Source organism: Ornithinibacillus salinisoli, assembly GCF_042684965.1.
In the GTDB taxonomy this organism is placed as follows: Bacteria; Bacillota; Bacilli; order Bacillales; family Amphibacillaceae; genus Ornithinibacillus; species Ornithinibacillus salinisoli.
The window spans coordinates 39,093-60,385 of record NZ_JBHUMI010000011.1 but is presented as its reverse complement, the minus strand read 5'-3'; the positions used below and the strand labels follow the sequence as shown (position 1 = coordinate 60,385).

Genomic DNA, 21,293 nt, shown 5'->3' with positions numbered 1-21,293 from the left:
TATCAATTTCTCCTATTAAAATGACGTTCTTTGTTTCCTTCTTGCATCCTATTTTGGTTATCGTTCGTAACTTCTTCTGGTCTTTGCTCCATTCCCCACCATGGTGCTCTTATAAATAAATCTTTCCAATCCTCTTTATGAAAAGGAACTAAAGGCGCTAAATAAGGAACACTAAAGGAACGTAAAGAGTTAACATGAATGAAAATGAAGATTAATCCGAAAATCAAACCAAATGCTCCCAAAACAGACGATAAAATTAATAATACAAACCTTAATAATCTAGCGGTGATTGCAATGTTATAGGATGGTGTTGTAAAGGAACATATAGCTGTAAGTGCTACTGCGATAACGGTTGCTTGGCCTACCAAACCTGCTTCCACAGCTGCTTGACCTAGTACTAAACCACCGACAATTGAGACTGCTGCACCAACTGTTTTTGGCAATCGTATACCCGCTTCCCTTAGGATCTCAAAGGTAATCTCCATGATTGCAACTTCTATTGCAAGTCCAAAAGGTACACCTTCTCTTTGTCCGGTGATTGCAATTAATAACGGAGTTGGTATCATTTCTTGGTGATAGGTAAGTAAAGCCACATAAAAACCTGGAAGGATAACCGAAAGTATAAAAGCAAACCCTCTCAGTAATTTCATAAAGCTAGATATATCGTAACGCTGATAATAATCTTCATTTGACGTTAGAAATAGTCCAATGGTTGCCGGTACCAGGAGTACTACTGGCGTTCCGTCAACCATTATAGCTATCCTACCCTCAAGTAACCCAGCTGCAATCCTATCTGGTCTTTCTGAATTAAAAACGGTCGGAAAAGGGGAATATCTTTTAGGGTCTTCAATCATCTCCTCAATATAAAGTGACTCTAAGACTCCGTCAATGCTTATCTTATCGATACGAGAAATAACTTCTTTAACAATATTATCCTTCGCTATTCCATCTATAAAAAGGACGGCTATTGAAGTCTTACTCTCTTTACCTATAGATTTCTTATAAACCTGTAGCTTCGGTGTGTTTATCCTTCTTCTAATTAACCCAATACTTGTCATCAAAGACTCATTAAACGATTCACGCGGCCCACGAACGACCGTTTCTACAGTTGATTCTGAAACAGGTCTTCTTTCCCCACCTGCCGTTTCCGCAGCGTAGGATATATTGTATCCATCTACAAATATGATCGAATACCCTTGTAAGAGATGTTCAATTACTTCATCATGCTTCGTAATTTCCTTCATTTGATTCGTAGATAACGTGATTTTATTAATAACATCGTTTATATTCGTAATTTGATTATTTAAAGCTCGGATAACATGTTGGTCTATGATTTCTTTTTCTACCAAGCTGTCTATATACAAAATTCCTACTTTACAACTATCTCCTTGGATATATCTTACGCAAAGATCCGAATCACTACCGAATAATTCCTTGTATCTTTTAATATTATCATCTAGATCATTCAGAACTATCTTTTGATTCTTTTCATTTTTGGAGTTTTTTGATTTTGCTTGCTTTATTTCTTTCCTTTTTTTAAACATCATTATTCCGCCCTTCTAACTTTGCACCTGGTTTTCTAAACTGACTGATAATTAGCAGGACAAGCGGTAAAATAAATCCAATAAATGTAGCGTAATAAGGATAGTAATCTGTTAAAAATCGATAAATTCCTATTAAATCTTCACTATTTATGATGGATACAATGGAGAGTAGTGCTGCTATAGGAATGACCAAAATTTTGTGATCCTCCACCTTAAACAACTGTGCTAATCCCAGAGCCAAGGCATAAAGAAATAGGGTTACTTTTGCGAAAGATCCTAGTGACCATAGTAAGATCCCTAAAATATCTAATCTCTGTAATGCACCCATTTGGATGTCCCTTAAAATCAGGAAAGTGGGAAAGTATAGACCCTGCGCTCTTTCTTCTCCATAAATTGCAACAACTCCTGTTACTGGACCAATAAACATAATAATCAGTATTAACATGGTAATGACGGAGTACCTTTTCAGTTGTTTTGTGTCCTTAACAAAAGAAAATATCATACTTAAGACAAAAATAGAGCTATATACCGAAAGAAGTGTCATGGTCCCATCTAGGGTAGGTCGTATCGAATCCTCTAAAATTGGGAGAAAGTTATGATAATCCTTATCTTTATGCGTAAGAATGGATGCTAAAATACCTATTGGAATCAAAGACACTAGAATAACTTGATTCGTTCTAACAATTACTTCTAGCCCACAACGGACTGCATAAACAGCGAGCATTAAAATAGCGATTAAATAAACGAATATAGGTGTCCGAGGAGTAACGGCAGCCGTATAAAACTCTCCAAATCCTCTAATTGATAAACTTGCTTCATGAAGGAAATATATTAAAAATATAATGACAACCAATTTTCCTAACCATTTCCCAAGTATTAATTGGGAATATTCAACCATGGTACATCCTGGATATCGTTGTGACAATAACGCAACCGTAACACCAATTAAGATAGCTGGAATAATAGCCAATAATAATGAAATCCAACTATCTCGACCTGCATAGCCTATGATTACAGGAATAATTAAAAGATGACCTGTAACGGTGATGCTTGTAATTCCTAGCATTAAGGCTTGTGTCTTACTAATATTGACATTTTTCATGGAGGCACCTCAATACTTTCTGAAGTTTAACAATAGTAGTTTACACATTAAGTAGTTTTTTACTCATTTCAGTGGTATAACGAAAAGGGAAATTTAATGTATGAGAAAAAAAAATAGGAAGGCTGCATTTGTCTTCCTATACGTAAGTCTAATTAGCATCTGTTACTACATGTAATGGAGCTAATTTTCTTGAATATTTCGCTTCTAATGAGTCTACTTCTTTTACTTGACTATTTATTGAAAAGAATTGAATTCTTTTACGGCTTTTATCTCTTCATGATTGCAATTGACGCAATAAAAATAATGTAAGCAATGATGGTTTTCCAATGACTTACGATCACCGTCATAAAGCTTTATCATGTCAATATCCATATACGCACTATAATCATCAAAATAATCGGTTATTTTACCTTGATCATCTATATTTGATTTACAGTTTGGGCATTCAATGGTAACGGATTCAAAACCATTACATAAGGGACAAAAATACATCCATCCCAACTCCTTTATTTTCTGTCTATATTTAAAATTTCTCAAGGAAGCTTGATTTATGTAAAAAACGAAAAAGTAAATTAAAAGATATGAACTTGGTTATGTTGGATGAAAAACTTAAAATAAAATAACGGTCCGACAATTTGTCAAACCGTTACAAGGTTATTAGGAGAAATCTGGGGGACAAAGGGTCAGACCCACTGTCCCAGTAGAACAATGGATCATTTCTAAAAATCCCTCAGGATGGTCGATTTACTAAAATAGAGCAAATTGTATTAAAGGAGGCGTGTGAATTAAAAACCGGCAACAATGAGTTTGGAAAAGATAAAATAAACTATGCCATTAGAATACCTTCAGATTTGGATTCTTATTGTATCGCAGATAATATTAAGAATTATTTACTCACTACTTGAATACAGTCATCAAAAGAGGAAGCCACCTTATGTGACTTCCTCCATTCCCTTAATAGCTTCTTCTTCGTTGCCAAATGTATAAGTAAACTCCTGATAAGATTAGTATGAAGCTCAAAGCCAAGTAATTAAATATGGAAGTTGCGGTATTTGGGAGCCCATTCCCAATAATTGAATCCTTATTTATTGTACCTCCCTCGTCTTCCTTTGGTTGATCCTCTAATCCATTATCGCCATCTCCATTTGGCTCCGGATCATCATCCTCGTTTGAACCTTGTCCACCAGAGCCATCCTTATCCTCATTCCCTGAATCATCATTTTCATCTGGATCTTCAATGTCACCAATTGATTCGTCATCTTCTCCTTTTACGAAAGACCAGATTGGTGAACGAATATAACCCGAGTAGTCATCCGTAATCGTCGCGTACCAGAAGTATCTTTCGCCTTCGGTTAAACCCGACCATGTTACTTCGGCGGTTTCACCACTCTGGACATTTTCAACAGATCCAATTTCATTATCCGTATACACATTGACCGCAAAAGAATCAGTTGCAACACGTTTTTCCTGTGCCGATAAGTCTAGGTCAATGACAAATTCATCTTTTCCAGGGTATTCCTCTGAATCATAATAATTATAGTCATCTACATAAGGAGAGTACGTATTGACATAAATTTGATTATTATCTGTGTCAAAATGTAATAAGCGCATATAGCCTTGTCCACCTTCAGGACCTGCTTGATAATCTGCTAACATCTGATAAACTGCACGATCAGGTTCACCGTCACCATCATCATCAATCTCATCGATCAATGTTTGTGCTTCATGATAATGACCAGATAACACGGCAACAACGTTCTCATTCGGAATGACAACCTCTTGGTAAAGTTTTTCCCCTAATGGATGTCTTGTACCTGTTGCTTGCAAGTACTCATGGAATGTTAATATCGCTGTACGATCAGGGTGCTTACTTAATACCTCATTCATCCAAGCAATTCCCTCATCATCAATTCCCCATCCTAAATACATCATGATATAATCATTACCCTCAACCGAAATTAAGTCATAATGACCACGGTTATTTAAATAAGAACCACCATAGTATTCCTTATCACGGAAGCGATCTTCACCGAAATATTTATAATACTCGGCATAATCCTCCGTTTTTTGTAATACGTCATGGTTACCGGCTAACACACCATAAGGAATGTTCGCATCATCTAAAGTTCTCATATATTCATCCGCATAGTCCCATTGGTATGCTTGATCTGCTTCATCAACCAAATCTCCGCTATGGAAGACATATTCAATCTTCATCTCTTCTTGCATTTCCACAATCCATTCTGTCTGACGCTCGAAAATATGTGGATAGCTTTCTGAGTAATATTGTGTATCAGACATCCATACAAATGTATAGTCATAGTCATCGCGACTAGCAGGTATTTCGTCTTGAACTAATACATGAATTTCACGGTTTTGGCTATAGGCACTAACCTCGACATTTCCTTTTAAAGTAAAGTCATCTGTACCAGCAATTTGATAATCCACAATCTCCCATGCAGCTGTCTCAAAATTCCAAGCGTACATCGTTACTTTTCTACCTTCTAAGGAATTTCCTTCCCATACTAATTCTACGGTATCATCCGTTGATACACTCTCATCTAAGGTTACATCAAAGCGATGGTATGGAAATTCTTTCGTCGCATCGGTTACTAAATATTCGCCATCCTTTTCATCGACAAGTGATATTTCTTGTTCTGCCAAAAGGCTTTGGCCTTCTAAGTCTTTCGTGCTAGGCGGTTCAATTGGTGATGTTCCTTGATAAGCAGTAACAGATTCCGTATCACTCGGTTTATATTGGAATCCTTGATAAAATCCAACATGGACATTATCTCCCATAGGATCACTGACTCGAACCTTTAATGTTGGATCACCACTATCAACCTCTGACACATTTTCTGGTGTTTGTGGATTTTCATCCACCGTCTTAAATGTGATTTCTTTTACAGCTTCATTACCTACTGTATCCACAGCTGTGAGAACAAGCTTATGTTCACCTGCTTCCAGTGCACCTGAAGATGTTTCGTAAGGTAACTCAATTTCTTCATTATCTAGTAAAACTTGGTAGCTTTCTACCCCTGCAATGTTATCTGTAATATCTGCATCTATCGTAAAGGAACCTTTAAACACTTTCCCGTTCATGACAGAGGCATCAATAGTTGGAGCAGTATTATCTATTAACACGTTTGTTCGAACATTCTGCTCCCCATCGGAGAGTTCGACTTCATGAGTACCATCACTCACCTCCGTCGTATTCCATGCATACGCTAAGGAATTGGCATGCTCTTCGGTAATTGTAAATTGAAAGTCTTCATAAACGCGATGAGTTCCATCATCACCCATATCTAAGACATGATTTGGATCTGGATGATTTGGATCAGTTAAAATGGTACCATCAGCTAACACTAGACGAACATTTCTTAAGTTATAATCGTCACGGTTTTCACCAGGATCTCCTTCCCATGGTGTAGCTTTATTTCCGGCACGAATCGTAATCGTGTTCTCACCCATTGTTAAGTAATTCGGGTCAATTGGTACCGTAATGGTTTCCCATTGTGCCATCCAATCATCAAAAATATGCACAATTTCATCGCCGATCGTAACACCATTTTGGAAGTACGTATTGATACCACTTACTTCGAAGGCAAAATAAGCCGTATGCTCAAGGGTACGATAGTTATCTTCTTTACCTTCCCCATCAATTCTCAAATCTAGTTCAGAAGGATCCTTCGTTTCTGAGGTTCCTTTGACGACATAAGTACCATGTAAAATCTGATTCTCCTCCACATTTAAACGTAAAGGGGAGTCATCTAAGTCACTTTTAATGGAAACAGTCTTTACACTTGTTTCGGTCGTATTTACTCCATCCGAAGCGGAAAAGTAATACTCAATCTTTTTCTTTCCAATCATTTCTGGAGCATAGATTCGATAGCTAAAATTATCTTCCTCTTCCCCTTGCTCGATCAATGCTTTTTTAAATTCCGTTTCCCCATCCATACGATAGTGAACTGCAACTGTTTTTAATTCTTCTTGATCACTCGCTGTAGCGGTAACATCTAAATCTTCTGTTTGCTCAATTGATGTAATATCGGATGCATGTTCAACCACTGGTGATGTTGTATCCTCTAAAACATTCACTGGTTCTTCCGGTACTTGGTAAGCTTCTACTTCACCTGGTGTTGCATCAAGCTGTCCTGCACTTACCTTTTCCATCACATTGGAGTTATCGGTTGGATATTTGTAAAATATGCCCTTATCTGGTTGGGTATCATCTGCGGTGTCCAGATCGTTATAATAAGCAATTGCATATTCATGACCGATATTGGAAGCAGCAATGAGCCCCCTCATACTGCCATTAGCCATCCCTGCTGATTCAATTCGTACAATATTCTCTCCTTCTACTAAATTAGAACCGTAATTCGCATTAAAATCTGCTACCGTTAGATGATTGTTTTGACCATTTATAATCCAGAAAACCAATGTTTCCTGTGATTCAATCACAACATCATCTGGAATAGATGGCCAAATAACATCACTTGCAGGGTCATTTCCGTAACGATATTGCATTTTATAATGTTCAAATGGAATTGGTTGATCGGTATTGTTGTAAATCTCAATAAATTCATAGCCGTCCGCTGACCCGACATTCGTGGAATCCGGAACAACCTCTGTTACGAGTAATGGTGGCAAGCTTTGCGTATCAATATCATTCGTTACTACATTTATCACATATTCTTCTGTTTGTACCATGTTTATCCCATCGGTTACTTCTATATAGTAGGTAAGATCATCTGCCACATACATCCCTGGAATCTCCACGTGGTAGCGATTAGGATCTGAACTATCAGGGGACATGGTAAGACTACGATATTCCGTTTCTTCACTTTTTACATAAAGCTTAGCCGATGGAATTGCTGTCTCATCAGTAATTTCTGCTTCAATGGTTACACTAGAAAAAGCTTCCGCTTCGACAACTGGCTCATGTACTATTACAGGAGGAGTCGTGTCCTCTTCCATTTCATCAAGCATGACTGGCTCACTCGGAACTTGTTCTTCCACAATCGTTCCAGGGGTTGGTGCTGCTAATGTTTCCCGTTTATTCATGCTTGTTCCTTCATAAGGATATTTATATTGAATCACAGCTCCGGTATTGTCATTATCTACTCCATCATAATCGGCATAAATCACTTCTTGTTGCTGTGCATCACGAAGAATCAATGCACGATTTCCACCATTTGCAAATCCAGGAAATGCCGTATCTGTCACTTCAACAACCTGGTCACTTGATAGATTCGTAGAAAAATGAGCATTAAAATCTTCTAAGCTATTATTTCCGTTGTTGTACCAGAATACACGTGTTTCTTGTGGCTCAATGTCTACATTCGGCACCTGGAAGCCAATTTCTCTACCGGAATCGGTATAATAATAGATCGTATGATAATGCTGGAATGATAAAGTCTGATTCGTATTATTATAGACTTCAAAATACTCATAGTAATCCGTTCCTCCCCCTTCTGTATTTGGGGAGATTTCGGTAATCAGCAGATGTGGATATGATTGAAAATCTTCATCCGCTTCACCGATAGCAGAAACCTCTATCAGGATGGTCTCCTCATTTGCTTCTGGATAACGAACTCGATGATTAGGATCTGTTGCTGTAATAAAATACTCCAGTGTGCCTGCTATTACATGATCAGCACTTATGTTTGCTGCAAATATGTTCGCTTCTATTTCAATCATAGGGATAGATTGATAGTTTTCTTCATCATGAAAACGATAGTGGAGTACACCATTTACTTTTAATTGATCATCCGTTAATTCTGCTTGAATGGTTATCGAACTACCCTCTTGAGCTTCTGTAACGGGTTGATGATCTAACGTTGGGGCACTGTGATCTGACGTAACAATTCGTTGTTCGGGAATTTGTACTTGCTCTATGGTTCCTGGAGTTGGATCCACAACTGTTTCATAGATATTCATTTCAGTACCTTCTTCTGGAAACTGATAGGTCGCCACTTTTCCAGAGGCAACATCTTCAGCAAGGTAACTGATCGAAATAACTTCGCTCTCTGTATCCTTTATAACAACTCCACGTTGTCCACTGTTATAAAAGCCTGTACCTTGATAGGACACCAATTGATTACTCGTTAATTCTGATTGATAATGAGCATTAAAATCTTCCACCGTTAAGTTTTTCGGATTGTTCCAAAATACAAGTGTCTCACCAGATTCAATCGTTGTTTCCTGGAAACTAAACGCCTTATCCTCTGTTCCGCTTCCATCGGTGTAACGAAGTGCAATCGTATAGTAATCTAGTGATATGGCGCTATCGGTATTATTATATACCTCGAAGTATTCATAATCATCTGCGCCATCATTGTTAGGCATGATCTCCGTAATGAGGAGTGATGGCAAAGATTGATAGTCGATTGCTTTTATTTCCACTGTTTCTTCTGTCGTTTGAACCGTTACTTCATCTGTTGTATCCTCTTGTTCTTCCTCTTTTTCTACCTGGTCTTCAACCTTTTCTTCGTTATGTATTACTTCTTGCTGCTGTTCCGTTACGTCCTGATCCACACTTTCCGTATCAGGATTCTCTTCTTCTGTATTCTCAATCGTCTCTTCCGTTGAGCCTTCCTCTTCTTGCGCCTGCTCCGCATCTTCTGTAGCTAGTTCTTCTGCTTCTAATTCAAGTGTCTCCTCTACTTCTCCTTCAGTGCTTGCATGTACAATAGATGCATAATCTAGCACATGAGATAAAAGTAAGAAAAAAATAAGTATAATAGATACCTTTTTCATAACCTTGTTCGACACTTTCACCTTGTAATCCCTCCTATTTTTGCTTTCGCATTCACTATACAAAACTAGTGTTAATCAGAAGGTAGATATGTGTTAATTTTTGTTGAAGTTTTTTGCGCTTCTTGTCCTAGGACATTATTCCTGTATTTTTATCATCAACAATTAACTCCTAAACTAAGACGGTATATAAAAAACAAAAGACCTTGTAAATGGTGAGCATTTACAAGGTCTTCATATTATCTTAAAGAATGCTTCTAAATTGTCTTGTTCGCGATTTTTGATTCTGAGGAAGCTAAGTCGTACAAATCTAAGACTTTAAGAGAATAATTATTTTTGTTCCTTTACCTTCCTTGCTGACTAATTGAAACGAGGAATTCTTTATCAGCTTAAGCTTCTCAAAAGGATTCTTGAATCCAATTCTAGAACTAGAGCTACTTAGCAATTCATCTTGTTTTTTTATTGAAATACCTAATCCATCGTCTTCAACAACTATTTTAATTTGATTCGCTACTTTTTTTACCGATAGTTTCAAAGTTCCTCCACCAGTCTTTTTGGATAATCCATGTTGTACAGCATTTTCTACTAATGGCTGTATTGTCATTGCGGGAATCAACGTGTCAATATCATGATCAATATTATAAACGATTTGTAAGTTATCACCATAACGAAGTTTTTCAATCGTCAGGTATGATTGAACAAATTCTATTTCTTCTTCTAAAGCTACAAGAGATTCCTGTTTTTGATAATCTAACTTTGAACGAAAATATATAGATAAATGTTCAAGTGCTTCACGAGTTTTATCAATATCTTGGTAACTCAAACCTATTATTGTATTCAATGTATTATATAGAAAATGTGGTGCAATTTGTCCTTGAAAATACATTAATTCATTATGAATGGATTCCTTAAAAGCCTCTTTTATAGATAATAACGATTGAATTCGTGAGATAAATTCATTCTCATCCACTGGCTTTTGGATGACATCATTAGCACCTAATTGTACAGAAGAAGGTAAATGAAACGGATGCCCTGAAACAGATAAGAGGAGAATAGGCAATTCAGCTAAATGAAAATCCTCTCTTATCTTTTTTGTTAACTCTACCCCTGATACATCCTGTGTTTTAATATCAATCACAGCCAATTCTATCGAATCCAAGGTTATAAGATCATAAGCGTCTGAACCTTTATCACAAGCTATAACAGAATTTCCTTGGTTTATCAGTAGGTTCATCATATTTGCCAGTTGATGATGATTTTGATCAACTAACAATATAACGTTTGAATGGTTGGAGTTAAATTGTTTTATTGGATACTCTAATGGTTCTATTTCAGTTACTGATGTCGCCACTTCATTATCGGATCGATAAACTTGTAAAGAAAAGGTAAAGCAAGATCCTTTACCAGGAACCGAGTCAACCCAAATTTTACCACCCATTAATTCTACTAGTTTTTTTGTGATACTTAATCCAAGACCGATACCTTCTCTTTCACTATTATTTTGTTGGGGTATCTGAAAAAAGTTTTCAAATATTCTTTCTGCATATTCCTCTTCCATTCCTACTCCAGTGTCCTCAATAGATATATGAATTTTGTCTTTATTCTGATATGCTGAAACTGTAATTTTACCTACCTTTGTAAACGTAATAGCATTTTGCAGAATTTGAAATAATATTTGTCTTAAACCACTTTCATCTGCAATAACAAATGGTAGATTTGCTGGTATTTGTTTCTCTATACTAATTTTTTTCGGTTCCTTAATAAAGATTGATAGTTCTTCAACCATTTCATTTATTAATTCTAGACGAACTGGTTTTAAATTGAGTTTATCATCGTGTATTCTAACAAAATTAAAATCTTTTACTAAAGAATATATTTTTTTACAAGCATGATTGATCCAAAAGACTAATTCATGCTGCATTTTTTTTAATGGACCTCTTTTCCCTTGCATTAACATATCTGAATATTGAATAATTTTATGTAAGGGTGTTATTAATTCCTCGGTTGTTTTTAAGAGAAACTGATCTTTTATCTGACTTTGAACAAGTACCTCTTTCGAAAGTGTATCAATTTTTTCATACGCCAATATTCTTCTGTAACCTATAAAAAAGGAAAAGCTTATCGTCATAATTAAAAATAAGGTTAATGGAATATGACTTACATCAATTTCTAAAAACAGTTCCAAACCTAAAGAAAAACCATAAGAAGTGAAACAGGCACCGGCCACTAATAAATACCTAGCTCCCTGTACTCTATGATAAATAGATTTTATTAAAATGAAAATGATATAGATAAAAGCAATTACCATTATAATTATAAATAGAATCTGAATGGATTGAACAGGCAGATTTAACAGCTCACTAGGTGGCTTTGGTATCCCTAAATAGATGGCTTGTATAATAAGAATAGAAGCAACCCACTTGGTTAGCCGATTACTAGCATGCTTTTTAAACACATGGTTAATGAATAAGAGGAAAAATAATACCGATAAGCTAATGAAAGATAACTGGATACTTAACAAAACATTCATAGGGATGTCCTGAAAGAATAAGTAAATTAACTTCTCATTTTGTGTTGACACATAAACACCTTGTAAAAAGCAAAACAATGCAAAATATAACTCATCTAAAGCTTTTTTATTTAATACAAAATAGAAAAAGAAGATAATGCCTAATAAAAAGTAACCGCCCACTATAATCCCATCAAAAAATTTACTTCTATTAGACTCTGATATAATTTGATTCATTTCCCCAAACGATATGGATTTTACAATTCCTCCATTAGGAACACCGTGTGTATTCGATACATGAATAACAATCTCCAAAAGTCCATTCTTGCTAGTGGGAAAAACTAAGTATTTACCTTCACGATAACTATGCTCATCTATTAAAGATGAAGTAATACCCATTCCACCAACAAACTCACCATTTATAAAAGTTTTACTGGCATGGCGTATGGAATTAATTTGTAGTCCAAAACGGTCCTTTTCCGGTACGAGTATGGATAACCTATATGTTCCAGTCTCAATAGAGTTTTTTGTGCCAGTAAATTCTGAATCCCAATTTCCAGGAACTTTTATATACGACTTCTCATGGGAATAGTAAGCGAATTCCTCCGGGTCAATAAGCTTATTTTTATAGAACTCCCATTCCCCATTTAATTTAACAGTTCCTTCTTCCATGGTGTTCCAATTTCTTAAATCTAAAACCCCATTCTCTATATGGTACACATTTTCATTACCAAACCATTTACTAATTAAACCTAATAGTGTTAAGACAATAATTAAAACTGAAGTAATAATAGAAATTGTTTGCTTCATAGCTTTCTTCCTTTTATAAAATGATAGGTTTTAAATTGTAGTCTTTTATATGTATAATAAATTATATAATATATTCTACTTGATAAAATAACTCATTACTATTTAAGGTAAAGGATGAATCAATTGATTAAAGCAATTTTGGTAGATGATGAAGAATTATCTATCATTCCATTAGTTAAGAAACTACAAAAATTTAAAGACATAGATATTGTTAAAACATATTCAAATCCAAAACAGGTTGTTGTTGAGGATATGAATTTTGATGTTGTATTTTTGGATATAGAAATGCAAGAAATGGATGGTTTAAATTTAGCAGAGGAAATTTTATCAAAAAACTCAAACATTCAGATTGTATTTGTTACGGCTCATTCTGAATACGCTATACAAGCATTTGAAATTCACTCCATTGACTACTTATTAAAACCAGTAACCACAAAACGTCTTGAGAAAACCATTAAAAGATTGAAAGAAAGTATTGCTGCTAAAGAACAATTACAAGTCAGCCCACTACCCGAAAGTCAGCTTTCTATTAAATGTTTTGGTGAACTTCAGGTTTATTACAATAAACAGCCTCTTTCCTTTAAAACTGCCAAAGCTAAAGAGCTCTTTGCGTTTCTTCTTACTTACCGTAACACATATATCCATCGTGATAAGATAATCGAAGAATTATGGCCAAATCAAGATTACAAAAAATCAAAAACATATTTACACACATGTCTTTCTCATGTAAGGAAATTGTTTAATAGTATAAATTATTCAGAATGCATTCTCTTTAAAAATCAACATTATTGTTTACAAATGCATTTAAAAGATTGCGATGCCTTTCTCGTAGAAGATGTTATAAAAAACGTTACTGTCATCGATGAATCTAATATAGAACTAGTAAAACAAGTCATCCATTCCTATGATGAACCCTATCTAGATATGAATGGGTACAATTGGGCATATGAAAAGTCTCAGGAATTCCATCAACATATTATCTATCTCTTATATAAAACGATTGAATACTATAAACAGAAAGATATGAATAAATCATTATATTTTTTGGAAATCCAACGTAAACTCGAACCATACGTAGACGAAAATATCGCACAAAGCATGGAACTCTTGATAAAACAAAATAATCGTTCAGAAGCAATTAAGTTATATCAGGAACATAGAAATTTAATTACAGAAGATCTTGGGATTGAACCTTCCGAAACGGTAAAGAAACTGTATGGTACGCTTCTTAATACCTAATCTGCATAAGTATATAGATATTAATGGATAGAATCACTAGTCACTACATAAATAATTGCATGAAGGTATTGAATGAACGGGTGCTTAAAGGGTTCGTCCAATACATTGTGAAATGCTAGTGATTCTATCTACTATACTACTATTTTTTGACCTTATATTTATTCTAAAAACTTGAGTTTCGTTTGAGAAACGAATCTCTCCTCTATATAGTGCTTGTTTCCTTTATTTACTAACCGTTTCTTTCCAATGCTGATTATTTCTTTCAAGTTTTTTTCTTCTATAGTAGACGATAATGAGAATAATTAAGACGCTGATTAATACAAAGAAACCAATACTCCAATTCAATAGCACACTTGATCTTTTTGTCTCATCTTTGTTTAAGTTATTGCCTTCTACAGTTTGTAGTTGTACTGCATTTGTAAAAAATTTATCTGGTCCACTTTGTACAACAATTGAAGCATTGTTTTCCAAGAATTGCAGATAAGCTAATAATTCATTAGAGAAGTATTGATTATTTTCATCTAAATTATCAAGTACTGCCATATAATAATTTTCTTCCCATGGATTCTTCTGCATAAAGCCATAAAACTTCGCCTCAGATTGTAAGAAACCATGATCACTTAAACGAGGAACCGATTCATCATAATTCACGATCAGATCTTCTACCATGGACTTTAATAGCTTATGCTCATTAATAGATCCAATAAAGATTATATGTCCCTTTTCTAATTGTTCCTCCGTTATTTCTGAAGAAGATACTAGATGAATTGTGGGAAGACTATTATTGATTGACAAAACGTTAAACAAATTTTGCATATCTTCATTTGATATTTCTTCATTAGGTAGTACAATGAATAATTCGTCATTTCTATCTGAAAATGGAAATGGAAAACTGTTAAAATTCATGTCATATACATCCGAATTAGATTGCGTTGGCAATATGAGTTTACTATCATCAAAAATATATATCCATTTACTTTTTTCCGTTGATAAACATGGATTTTCAGTACGTAACCCATTGGCTTCCATTTGGAATGTCACTAATTGATTATCTTGTAAAATTTCTTTGTCGAATGGTATATTGACTTTTGCATTACCGTCAGCATCTTCTTCCAATGCTTGTATATCCACTGAATGTGGTACCCCGTTGATTGTAACAATTAATTCAACTTTCCCATCGACTTCTGTTTCAGTTTTATTTGCATGTATTTCCTTCGAATTCTTTATCAGATCTGAACGTTTTAGATATAATTCGATAGAAGGGTTTTCAATGTCGTGCTTATTCGCTGGCAAATAATAATAATACGTTTGTGTTCTTGTATTAAAATTATCTAACATCAAGTCTGCCATCCCTAAATCGCTTAACGTGACTTCATTATCATTTGGTTGCTCCTCAATTAAAGTAGGTAAATCCTTTATTTGTAGTGTTTCTCCTGTTATTTGCTCCACATATTGATTGGTCGTTAGTAACCTAATGTTTTTTAAAATATCCTTCGAATGATTCGCTAAAACTACTAAAGCATTGACACTATGCTGTTCATATTTTATCTGAAGTTGTGAAAGGTATAGAGAATCCTTATTTATTTCATTTTCTTCACTATTTAATGTTTGATTCATCCATGACGTCTCAAATTCCTCTGTCGCACCAACGATTACAATATTACCATTAATAGCTTCCACTTCATCTTCATTTACTACAGATATTGTATCTTCCATTGATTGGCTAGATAAGTAGCTTGCAATTATATGTGCACTTTGCATTGTCTCATTGGAAGGGGACTTTGGAATAATGACATCCACCTGATGCTCTAAAGATCCGATGTATGAACGTGGATAATCTTCTAAACTGATAGCAGAATCCTCGTTCAGTTCTGTTTCTATATTTAGGAATGAGTTGGCTTGAATTGTCATCCAGTTCCCTGTTGAGTTTTGGAAGACGCATACCCCTTCCATTACATATCCTGAAAAGCTAGCAGTAATTGTATGAATACCTTCATTCAATGCTGTTCCTTCCAATTTCACCCGTACGTTATGAGAATTCTCACCTGCAAGTGAAACAGTATGAACAGGTTCTCCATCAATTTTAATGGTTAGGGATGATGGTTCAATTAATAATTCTGAATTTGTTATATCGAACTGTACATAATAATCATTCGATTCGAGATCTGAGAAAAGTTCATAATAAAAATTTGATTCTGCAGAAGGACCAGATAATTCAATAGGTTTATTTGTCAATGGTTGTTTTGTTATTTCACTATTTGTACCTTGAATAGGTACACTATCTATTTCAACGATACTATTTGCAAAAACATCAACATAGGTAAAACTAGTAACATATAAAATAAATATAAGTGAAAGGAAATATAATTTTATCCTCTTCAAGATTATTTGCCTCCTCTTTCGACTGTATAACGTTCTGTTTTATACCAGACATTTTCTTCTTTTTTTATCTTTCGTTTTACTTCTAAAATAAGTGCATATATCACAAGGACAATCCACATCTGAGAATATGTAAAGTACATAGCTATAACATACAATATATTTCGAACAGTAAGTTGGTCTTTTTCAATACTTAGTGTAATCATGATTTCTGTTAAATAGAGCAGAAATGCCATGACCCATAACACAATGGCAACATTTCCTATTTGTAGATTTAAGTCATAGAACAAATTTATAATAAAAATTAAATTCGAAAGAATCACACCAAGGAAGAACAAGAAATACGTGAAAAAGAAATAGAATATATCGAATAATATCTTTTTATGTCGTAAGCTAAACATCTTCCCCAGAAATTTCAGAACGACATATTGATTCCCTCTTGCCCATCTTGTTCGTTGCTTCCACCAAACATTTAAGGTTTCGGGTTCCTGTTCCCATGTGATTGCTGCCGGGAAATAACGTATATAATATCCAAGATTATAAACTCGAATCGTGAGTTCTGTGTCCTCTGCTAAAGCTGAGTGATCCCAGCCATCCAACTGCTCAATAATGTCGCGGCGTATTGCGAAGTTCGTACCTGGAATAGTTGCAATTCGAAACCAATTAAATCTTCCAGCTTGTACCATCCATTGAAAACAGATTGTCTCGATATTAATACATTTTGTAAGCCACGTTTTATTTGCATTAATGACTCTAAATTTCCCTACTATAGCAGCAGCTTTCTGATCATTTATCAGTCCCATCACTAAGTGCCATACTGCTTTTCGTTCTGGTGTGTTATCAGCGTCATAAACTACAACTACTTCACCTTCTGTATTCTGTAATGCATAGTTTAATGCACTTGATTTTCCTTTTCCTTTAAACGGACCTTTTGTTTCGATAGTTCGAATAAAAGGGTATTGATCCGAAAATTGATTACCAATTTCTTTTGTTCGATCACTACAATTATCACAGATTAAGACAATCTGCAGTTTATCTTTCGGATAAACTAGCCTTGACATAGCGGTTAGTGTTTGTTTAATTACAACTTCTTCATTATGTGCTGGGATAAAAACATTTACGAAAGGTAATTCCAAGTTTCTCATTTTTCTCTCCCAAGCTGGAATTACTCTTTCAAATTTTTTAAAATGCTGATATCCTCCTTGGGCTAGAAACATATGATAGAGTAACATTACCCAAATAATGATGAGCGAAGAATAAAATAAAATATCAGCCATCAGTTTCGCTCCTTAAATAATCGTTTACGATAACGTATTCTTAGCGTCAATATATGAATAATAAATATAACTATAGTCGATAACGTAGCAAATACGACTAACCATAGTGCAATTTCAAACGGTTTCTCTTTCAGTCGATCTTTTACATCAGTTTTCCACGATAAAGTTTGATCTACTTGAACTTCTCCATTACCAGGCAATACAATATGAACTAAATCTGTTTTAACAAAGTGTTTCTCATTTCTTAATTCAATCCACTCTAAATTAGGTACTTTTTCTAAGAGGGCTACCATTTCTTTTAAATAGTCAACTCCTAGGTAGGGATGATAAAATCCACCAATTACCGCACCGGGTACTTGTACAACATTGCTTATCGATTGTTCCATTTCAGCAATTGGATCATCAAGATTATCGTCCACAAATCCTATCGTTTCTGGATATAATGTCATTCCATTCAAAATGGAAGGTTTACTAATAAATAATGGATTTATCATGACTTCCCAATTTTTATCTGAAACTTGCATTTGTCCAAATAATGCTGAAAAATAGGTTGACACTACGTTGTATCCGTTGGAGCTCATCGTATAATGAGGCGCTTCGAATGCAACAGGTGTATATTCCAATTTTGTCAATGAGTGAATCGAATCTTGTAACTTTGTTTGGACATATTCAGTTTCAATTTTTTGGAGATTGTTAACATATTGATTATATTCGCCTTTACTAGCAAACTGATCTTCCATCTTTATCTTTTCGGGAATTTCCTCTGGGTTTAAGGTAGTAATCGGTTGATTTAATTCTGCATCCCAAAATTCGAATCCCTCACCTGTTTCGGCATATCGATAGCTATGGGTATATCCATGAGATATTACATATGCTCCTCGCCGAACGAGTTCATCAAGAGCCTTTCTAAGTTTAGGCTTTTTTTCTAGAGTAATCTTCTCTCCAGTATTTGAGTTAACATAAACCGGAATCATGGCTAAATAAACAGGAATACCTTTGTCCAACAAATAGCTACCTGCCTCTAGTACTAGTTCTGGATCGGAAACTGGAGATATATCCTCTAACCGTATATAAGCAGGGTGTGTTTTCGGTTTTTCTAACTGAAATAAATCATACATAGCATGCGTAATAGCATATTTCTCCTGTGAAAATAAATTATTCAATGCAATATAGGACGTTTGACCATCTTGAATAATTACTGGATACTTTTCATCAAATTGTTGTCCATAAACTATAACTGTAGCATTTTCTGGTGCATCCACATGTAGTATTTCAGCTGGATATGTTAGGTTATTAGTACTGACACGATGAATAGTTTTCATCCCCAGAAAACTCCAGTTTTGAAATTGATGCAAGTCTTTTGCCCCCTTACCGATTGCAAGCAATCTTCCATCAAATTCATTCAATGCATGATCTTGAGAGGTTTCATCTGTTTTCTTGGCTGAGTAAAATACTACAATATCTTGTTCCTGTAATTCCTCATTATTTACTCGCTCCCATTCCAACACCTCAACGCTTTGAAACATTCCGCTTAACGTACTATCGAGAAAATGAACATTAGCAAACGTTTGGTCATCTGCACCATAATAAATAATTAAAACTTTCCTCTCGTCTAGATCATGCATCGTACTCGATGCATGAATTGTATCTGGAACGAACTCAAAAAAGGGAAAAATGAATATGATGGTTAAAAATAACAATTTTTTATAGACCATAAAAAACTGTCTCCTTCTCGACATCATGGATAAATTGCAAATAATCCATCTGTCCCATTTGTTGGTTATATTCTTCATAGCTAATATGAAAAGATAATGTTACGCTTTTTCCAGAAAGCAATTGATGTGTTCCCAATCGTTCGCCTATTTTTTCAGCTACCAGTTCTGCATTGTCTTTAGGTGTTTCAATTAATAAGAATGCAAATTTATTATTACTATACCGGAATTTTCTATCTGAATATCGCAGCGATTCACTAGCCCTCATTCCAATGGTTTTTAACAAATAGTCCAGTTCCTTCTGACCATACGTCTTTGAAAACTCGTTATAATTGTCCATTTCCAAAAATAATATTGTAAACTTTCCACCATAGCGATTAATACGGTTCATTTCCCTCTTCATTTCAATTTCCAGACGTTGAGAATTGTCAAATGACGTATCTGGATCAATGGCAACAAATAGTTTAATTTCCTGCCTTAATTTATTTCTTTCCATTACAATTCGGCTAAGCTGGTCATAAATATAACCCCCAAACAGATTCGTTAACAATAGCCCAACACCGTATAAGACAAAGATTTTCATCGTTAAAAATTCACTATAAAAGCCTCCGTGTTCGATATTTTGAATCGCCAGAAATAAAATAATAGAACCCATAGTAAAAAGAAAAAATAAACTTACAATAAGTCCAACGATCATTCCAAAGAATAATGTAATTATAGAAATGAGGGCGAATAATCCAAATAATATTTTTCCTACCAGTCCATTCGGCCATAAGAACTCAAACATAAGAGCATAGCTAATTGCAAATAAACATATTTTGACAAATAAATTTTTATCCTCATTGAAAAACGCCTTCATCTATTCCTCTCCTTTCAGCTAGTAATGGAAGTAGATTATCAAATGCATGTGTGTCTAAATTATTTAAAGAAATATATCCTCCACCATACTCCTCCGATTCATCCGCAACTTGAAGGTCCTTCATTCTATCATTTAATTGTATTGCTAAAGCATTTTCTTCCACTTCTAAACACATTAAAATCGCAAGCGCATATACAGAAGCTCCCTCATAATCGACAACAGGATCTTTTGTCTCATCCGAAAATCTTCCATATAAAACACCATCATATTCAGTTAGGGCATCTTTGGTAAATTGAACTAACGCTGATACGTCCCCTCCCCCCAATGCTCGGTGATAACCTATATAATACTGATCAATCAAATTAACTTCAGAATTATATGTATAACTATTTTCCAGATGGTAATAGGTTTCAGGGAAAAAACCGCTCTTAGATAATGGAGCTTCCAAAAGAGTATCAAGGTTTAAATCATACTGATTAGCAGTTAGAATTTTTTCTTCATACATAAAATGTAATGCGTCTGGATCTATATAACTTAAAGTGAGAATATCTCCTTTTTGCTTACTTTTTATATCTGCATGATTTATAAACCCATTACTCTGCATATTGTATTGTACAATTGCTTCACCTATCTTTTTCGCAGTCTTTGTATAGATAGCCGTATGCCATATCTCGCCAGCTTTAGATAAAGCCTTGGCAATTCTCAAATCATCTAATAAAGCATTTGCAGGCGCAAGTTTCTCTCCTTCTATACGCCACGGAATTAACGTGCTATCTTTCATAAAATAATCTTTCAAAACATTATATTGTTTATGAAATTCATAACGATCGTTTTTCTCTACTAAATATTCCATCCATAAACCAATAGATTCTGATAGATAAATATCAGATTGATTTAGTAGATCGGTTTTGATTAAACCGTTTTTTTCATATAGGTGGTTCTTTACAAAACTCTCTGCAAGTAGCGTTTCTTTTACTGTGTTTTCATTCGATTTAAACTCCAAATTTTTAACTCCAATAAAAATAATGATGAATAATAATCCTGGAATGAGAAAAGCCCTTATTTTATTCAAGATTCCACCTCTACATTTCTATCTTTATTGCTGA

At 34.7% G+C, this 21,293-nt stretch carries 11 protein-coding genes; 1 reads left to right on the top strand and 10 read right to left on the bottom strand.

Annotation, left to right across the window (positions count from 1 at the left end; genetic code table 11):
* Window positions 1–2: 2 nt before the first annotated feature.
* The 5 genes from ACFSTA_RS06730 to ACFSTA_RS06710 all read right to left on the bottom strand — a co-directional run bounded on the left by ACFSTA_RS06730 (window position 3) and on the right by ACFSTA_RS06710 (window position 12,721).
* The gene (locus tag ACFSTA_RS06730) at window positions 3–1,547 is read right to left on the bottom strand and encodes a spore germination protein (protein ID WP_377555826.1); all 1,545 of its coding nucleotides are present in this window, start codon (window positions 1,545–1,547) and stop codon (window positions 3–5) included.
* Entirely contained in the window at window positions 1,537–2,646 is a 1,110-nt protein-coding gene (locus tag ACFSTA_RS06725; RefSeq protein WP_377555825.1) for a GerAB/ArcD/ProY family transporter, read from the bottom strand. Before ACFSTA_RS06725 ends, ACFSTA_RS06730 begins: the two co-directional genes overlap by 11 nt.
* Before the next feature lie 234 nt (window positions 2,647–2,880).
* Complete coding sequence (locus tag ACFSTA_RS06720) at window positions 2,881–3,138, bottom strand: hypothetical protein (RefSeq protein ID WP_377555824.1); 258 nt, start codon at window positions 3,136–3,138, stop codon at window positions 2,881–2,883.
* Between the two features lie 462 nt (window positions 3,139–3,600).
* The gene (locus tag ACFSTA_RS06715) at window positions 3,601–9,426 is read right to left on the bottom strand and encodes a lamin tail domain-containing protein (protein WP_377555823.1); all 5,826 of its coding nucleotides are present in this window, start codon (window positions 9,424–9,426) and stop codon (window positions 3,601–3,603) included.
* A gap of 286 nt (window positions 9,427–9,712) precedes the next feature.
* Window positions 9,713–12,721: an ATP-binding protein gene (locus ACFSTA_RS06710; RefSeq protein WP_377555822.1), complete on the bottom strand. Its 3,009-nt coding sequence runs from the start codon at window positions 12,719–12,721 to the stop codon at window positions 9,713–9,715.
* A 123-nt stretch (window positions 12,722–12,844) separates the two neighbouring features.
* Between ACFSTA_RS06710 and ACFSTA_RS06705 the strand changes: the two genes are divergently transcribed.
* Window positions 12,845–13,960: a response regulator gene (locus tag ACFSTA_RS06705; protein ID WP_377555821.1), complete on the top strand. Its 1,116-nt coding sequence runs from the start codon at window positions 12,845–12,847 to the stop codon at window positions 13,958–13,960.
* A gap of 222 nt (window positions 13,961–14,182) precedes the next feature.
* On the opposite strand, the gene ACFSTA_RS06700 is transcribed toward ACFSTA_RS06705, so the two are convergent.
* From ACFSTA_RS06700 to ACFSTA_RS06680, 5 genes are read right to left on the bottom strand one after another with little or no spacing between them, the layout of a single operon-like run.
* On the bottom strand, window positions 14,183–16,342 hold the full coding sequence (locus tag ACFSTA_RS06700) for a cellulose biosynthesis cyclic di-GMP-binding regulatory protein BcsB (protein ID WP_377555820.1): 2,160 nt from the start codon (window positions 16,340–16,342) through the stop codon (window positions 14,183–14,185).
* A 2-nt stretch (window positions 16,343–16,344) separates the two neighbouring features.
* A complete protein-coding gene (locus ACFSTA_RS06695) occupies window positions 16,345–17,616 on the bottom strand; it encodes a glycosyltransferase family 2 protein (protein ID WP_377555819.1) in 1,272 nt (423 codons plus the stop codon).
* Window positions 17,616–19,331 (bottom strand): DUF2334 domain-containing protein, encoded by a 1,716-nt coding sequence (locus ACFSTA_RS06690; RefSeq protein WP_377555818.1) that lies wholly within the window; start codon window positions 19,329–19,331, stop codon window positions 17,616–17,618. Before ACFSTA_RS06690 ends, ACFSTA_RS06695 begins: the two co-directional genes overlap by 1 nt.
* Window positions 19,321–20,187 carry a GGDEF domain-containing protein gene (locus ACFSTA_RS06685; RefSeq protein ID WP_377555817.1) on the bottom strand — a complete coding sequence of 289 codons (867 nt, stop codon included), beginning with the start codon at window positions 20,185–20,187 and terminating at the stop codon, window positions 19,321–19,323. Before ACFSTA_RS06685 ends, ACFSTA_RS06690 begins: the two co-directional genes overlap by 11 nt.
* A complete protein-coding gene (locus ACFSTA_RS06680; protein ID WP_377555816.1) occupies window positions 20,168–21,259 on the bottom strand; it encodes a glycosyl hydrolase family 8 in 1,092 nt (363 codons plus the stop codon). The genes ACFSTA_RS06685 and ACFSTA_RS06680 overlap by 20 nt, the downstream gene beginning before the upstream one ends.
* Window positions 21,260–21,293: the final 34 nt, after the last annotated feature.

What these genes read in the sequence shown, in the direction of transcription:
- ACFSTA_RS06730 (WP_377555826.1), bottom strand. Translation starts at nt 1,547, where the DNA reads ATGATGTTTAAAAAAAGGAAAGAAATAAAGCAAGCAAAATCAAAAAAC.
- ACFSTA_RS06725 (WP_377555825.1), bottom strand. Translation starts at nt 2,646, where the DNA reads ATGAAAAATGTCAATATTAGTAAGACACAAGCCTTAATGCTAGGAATT.
- ACFSTA_RS06720 (WP_377555824.1), bottom strand. Translation starts at nt 3,138, where the DNA reads ATGTATTTTTGTCCCTTATGTAATGGTTTTGAATCCGTTACCATTGAA.
- ACFSTA_RS06710 (WP_377555822.1), bottom strand. Translation starts at nt 12,721, where the DNA reads ATGAAGCAAACAATTTCTATTATTACTTCAGTTTTAATTATTGTCTTA.
- ACFSTA_RS06695 (WP_377555819.1), bottom strand. Translation starts at nt 17,616, where the DNA reads ATGGCTGATATTTTATTTTATTCTTCGCTCATCATTATTTGGGTAATG.
- ACFSTA_RS06690 (WP_377555818.1), bottom strand. Translation starts at nt 19,331, where the DNA reads ATGGTCTATAAAAAATTGTTATTTTTAACCATCATATTCATTTTTCCC.
- ACFSTA_RS06685 (WP_377555817.1), bottom strand. Translation starts at nt 20,187, where the DNA reads ATGAAGGCGTTTTTCAATGAGGATAAAAATTTATTTGTCAAAATATGT.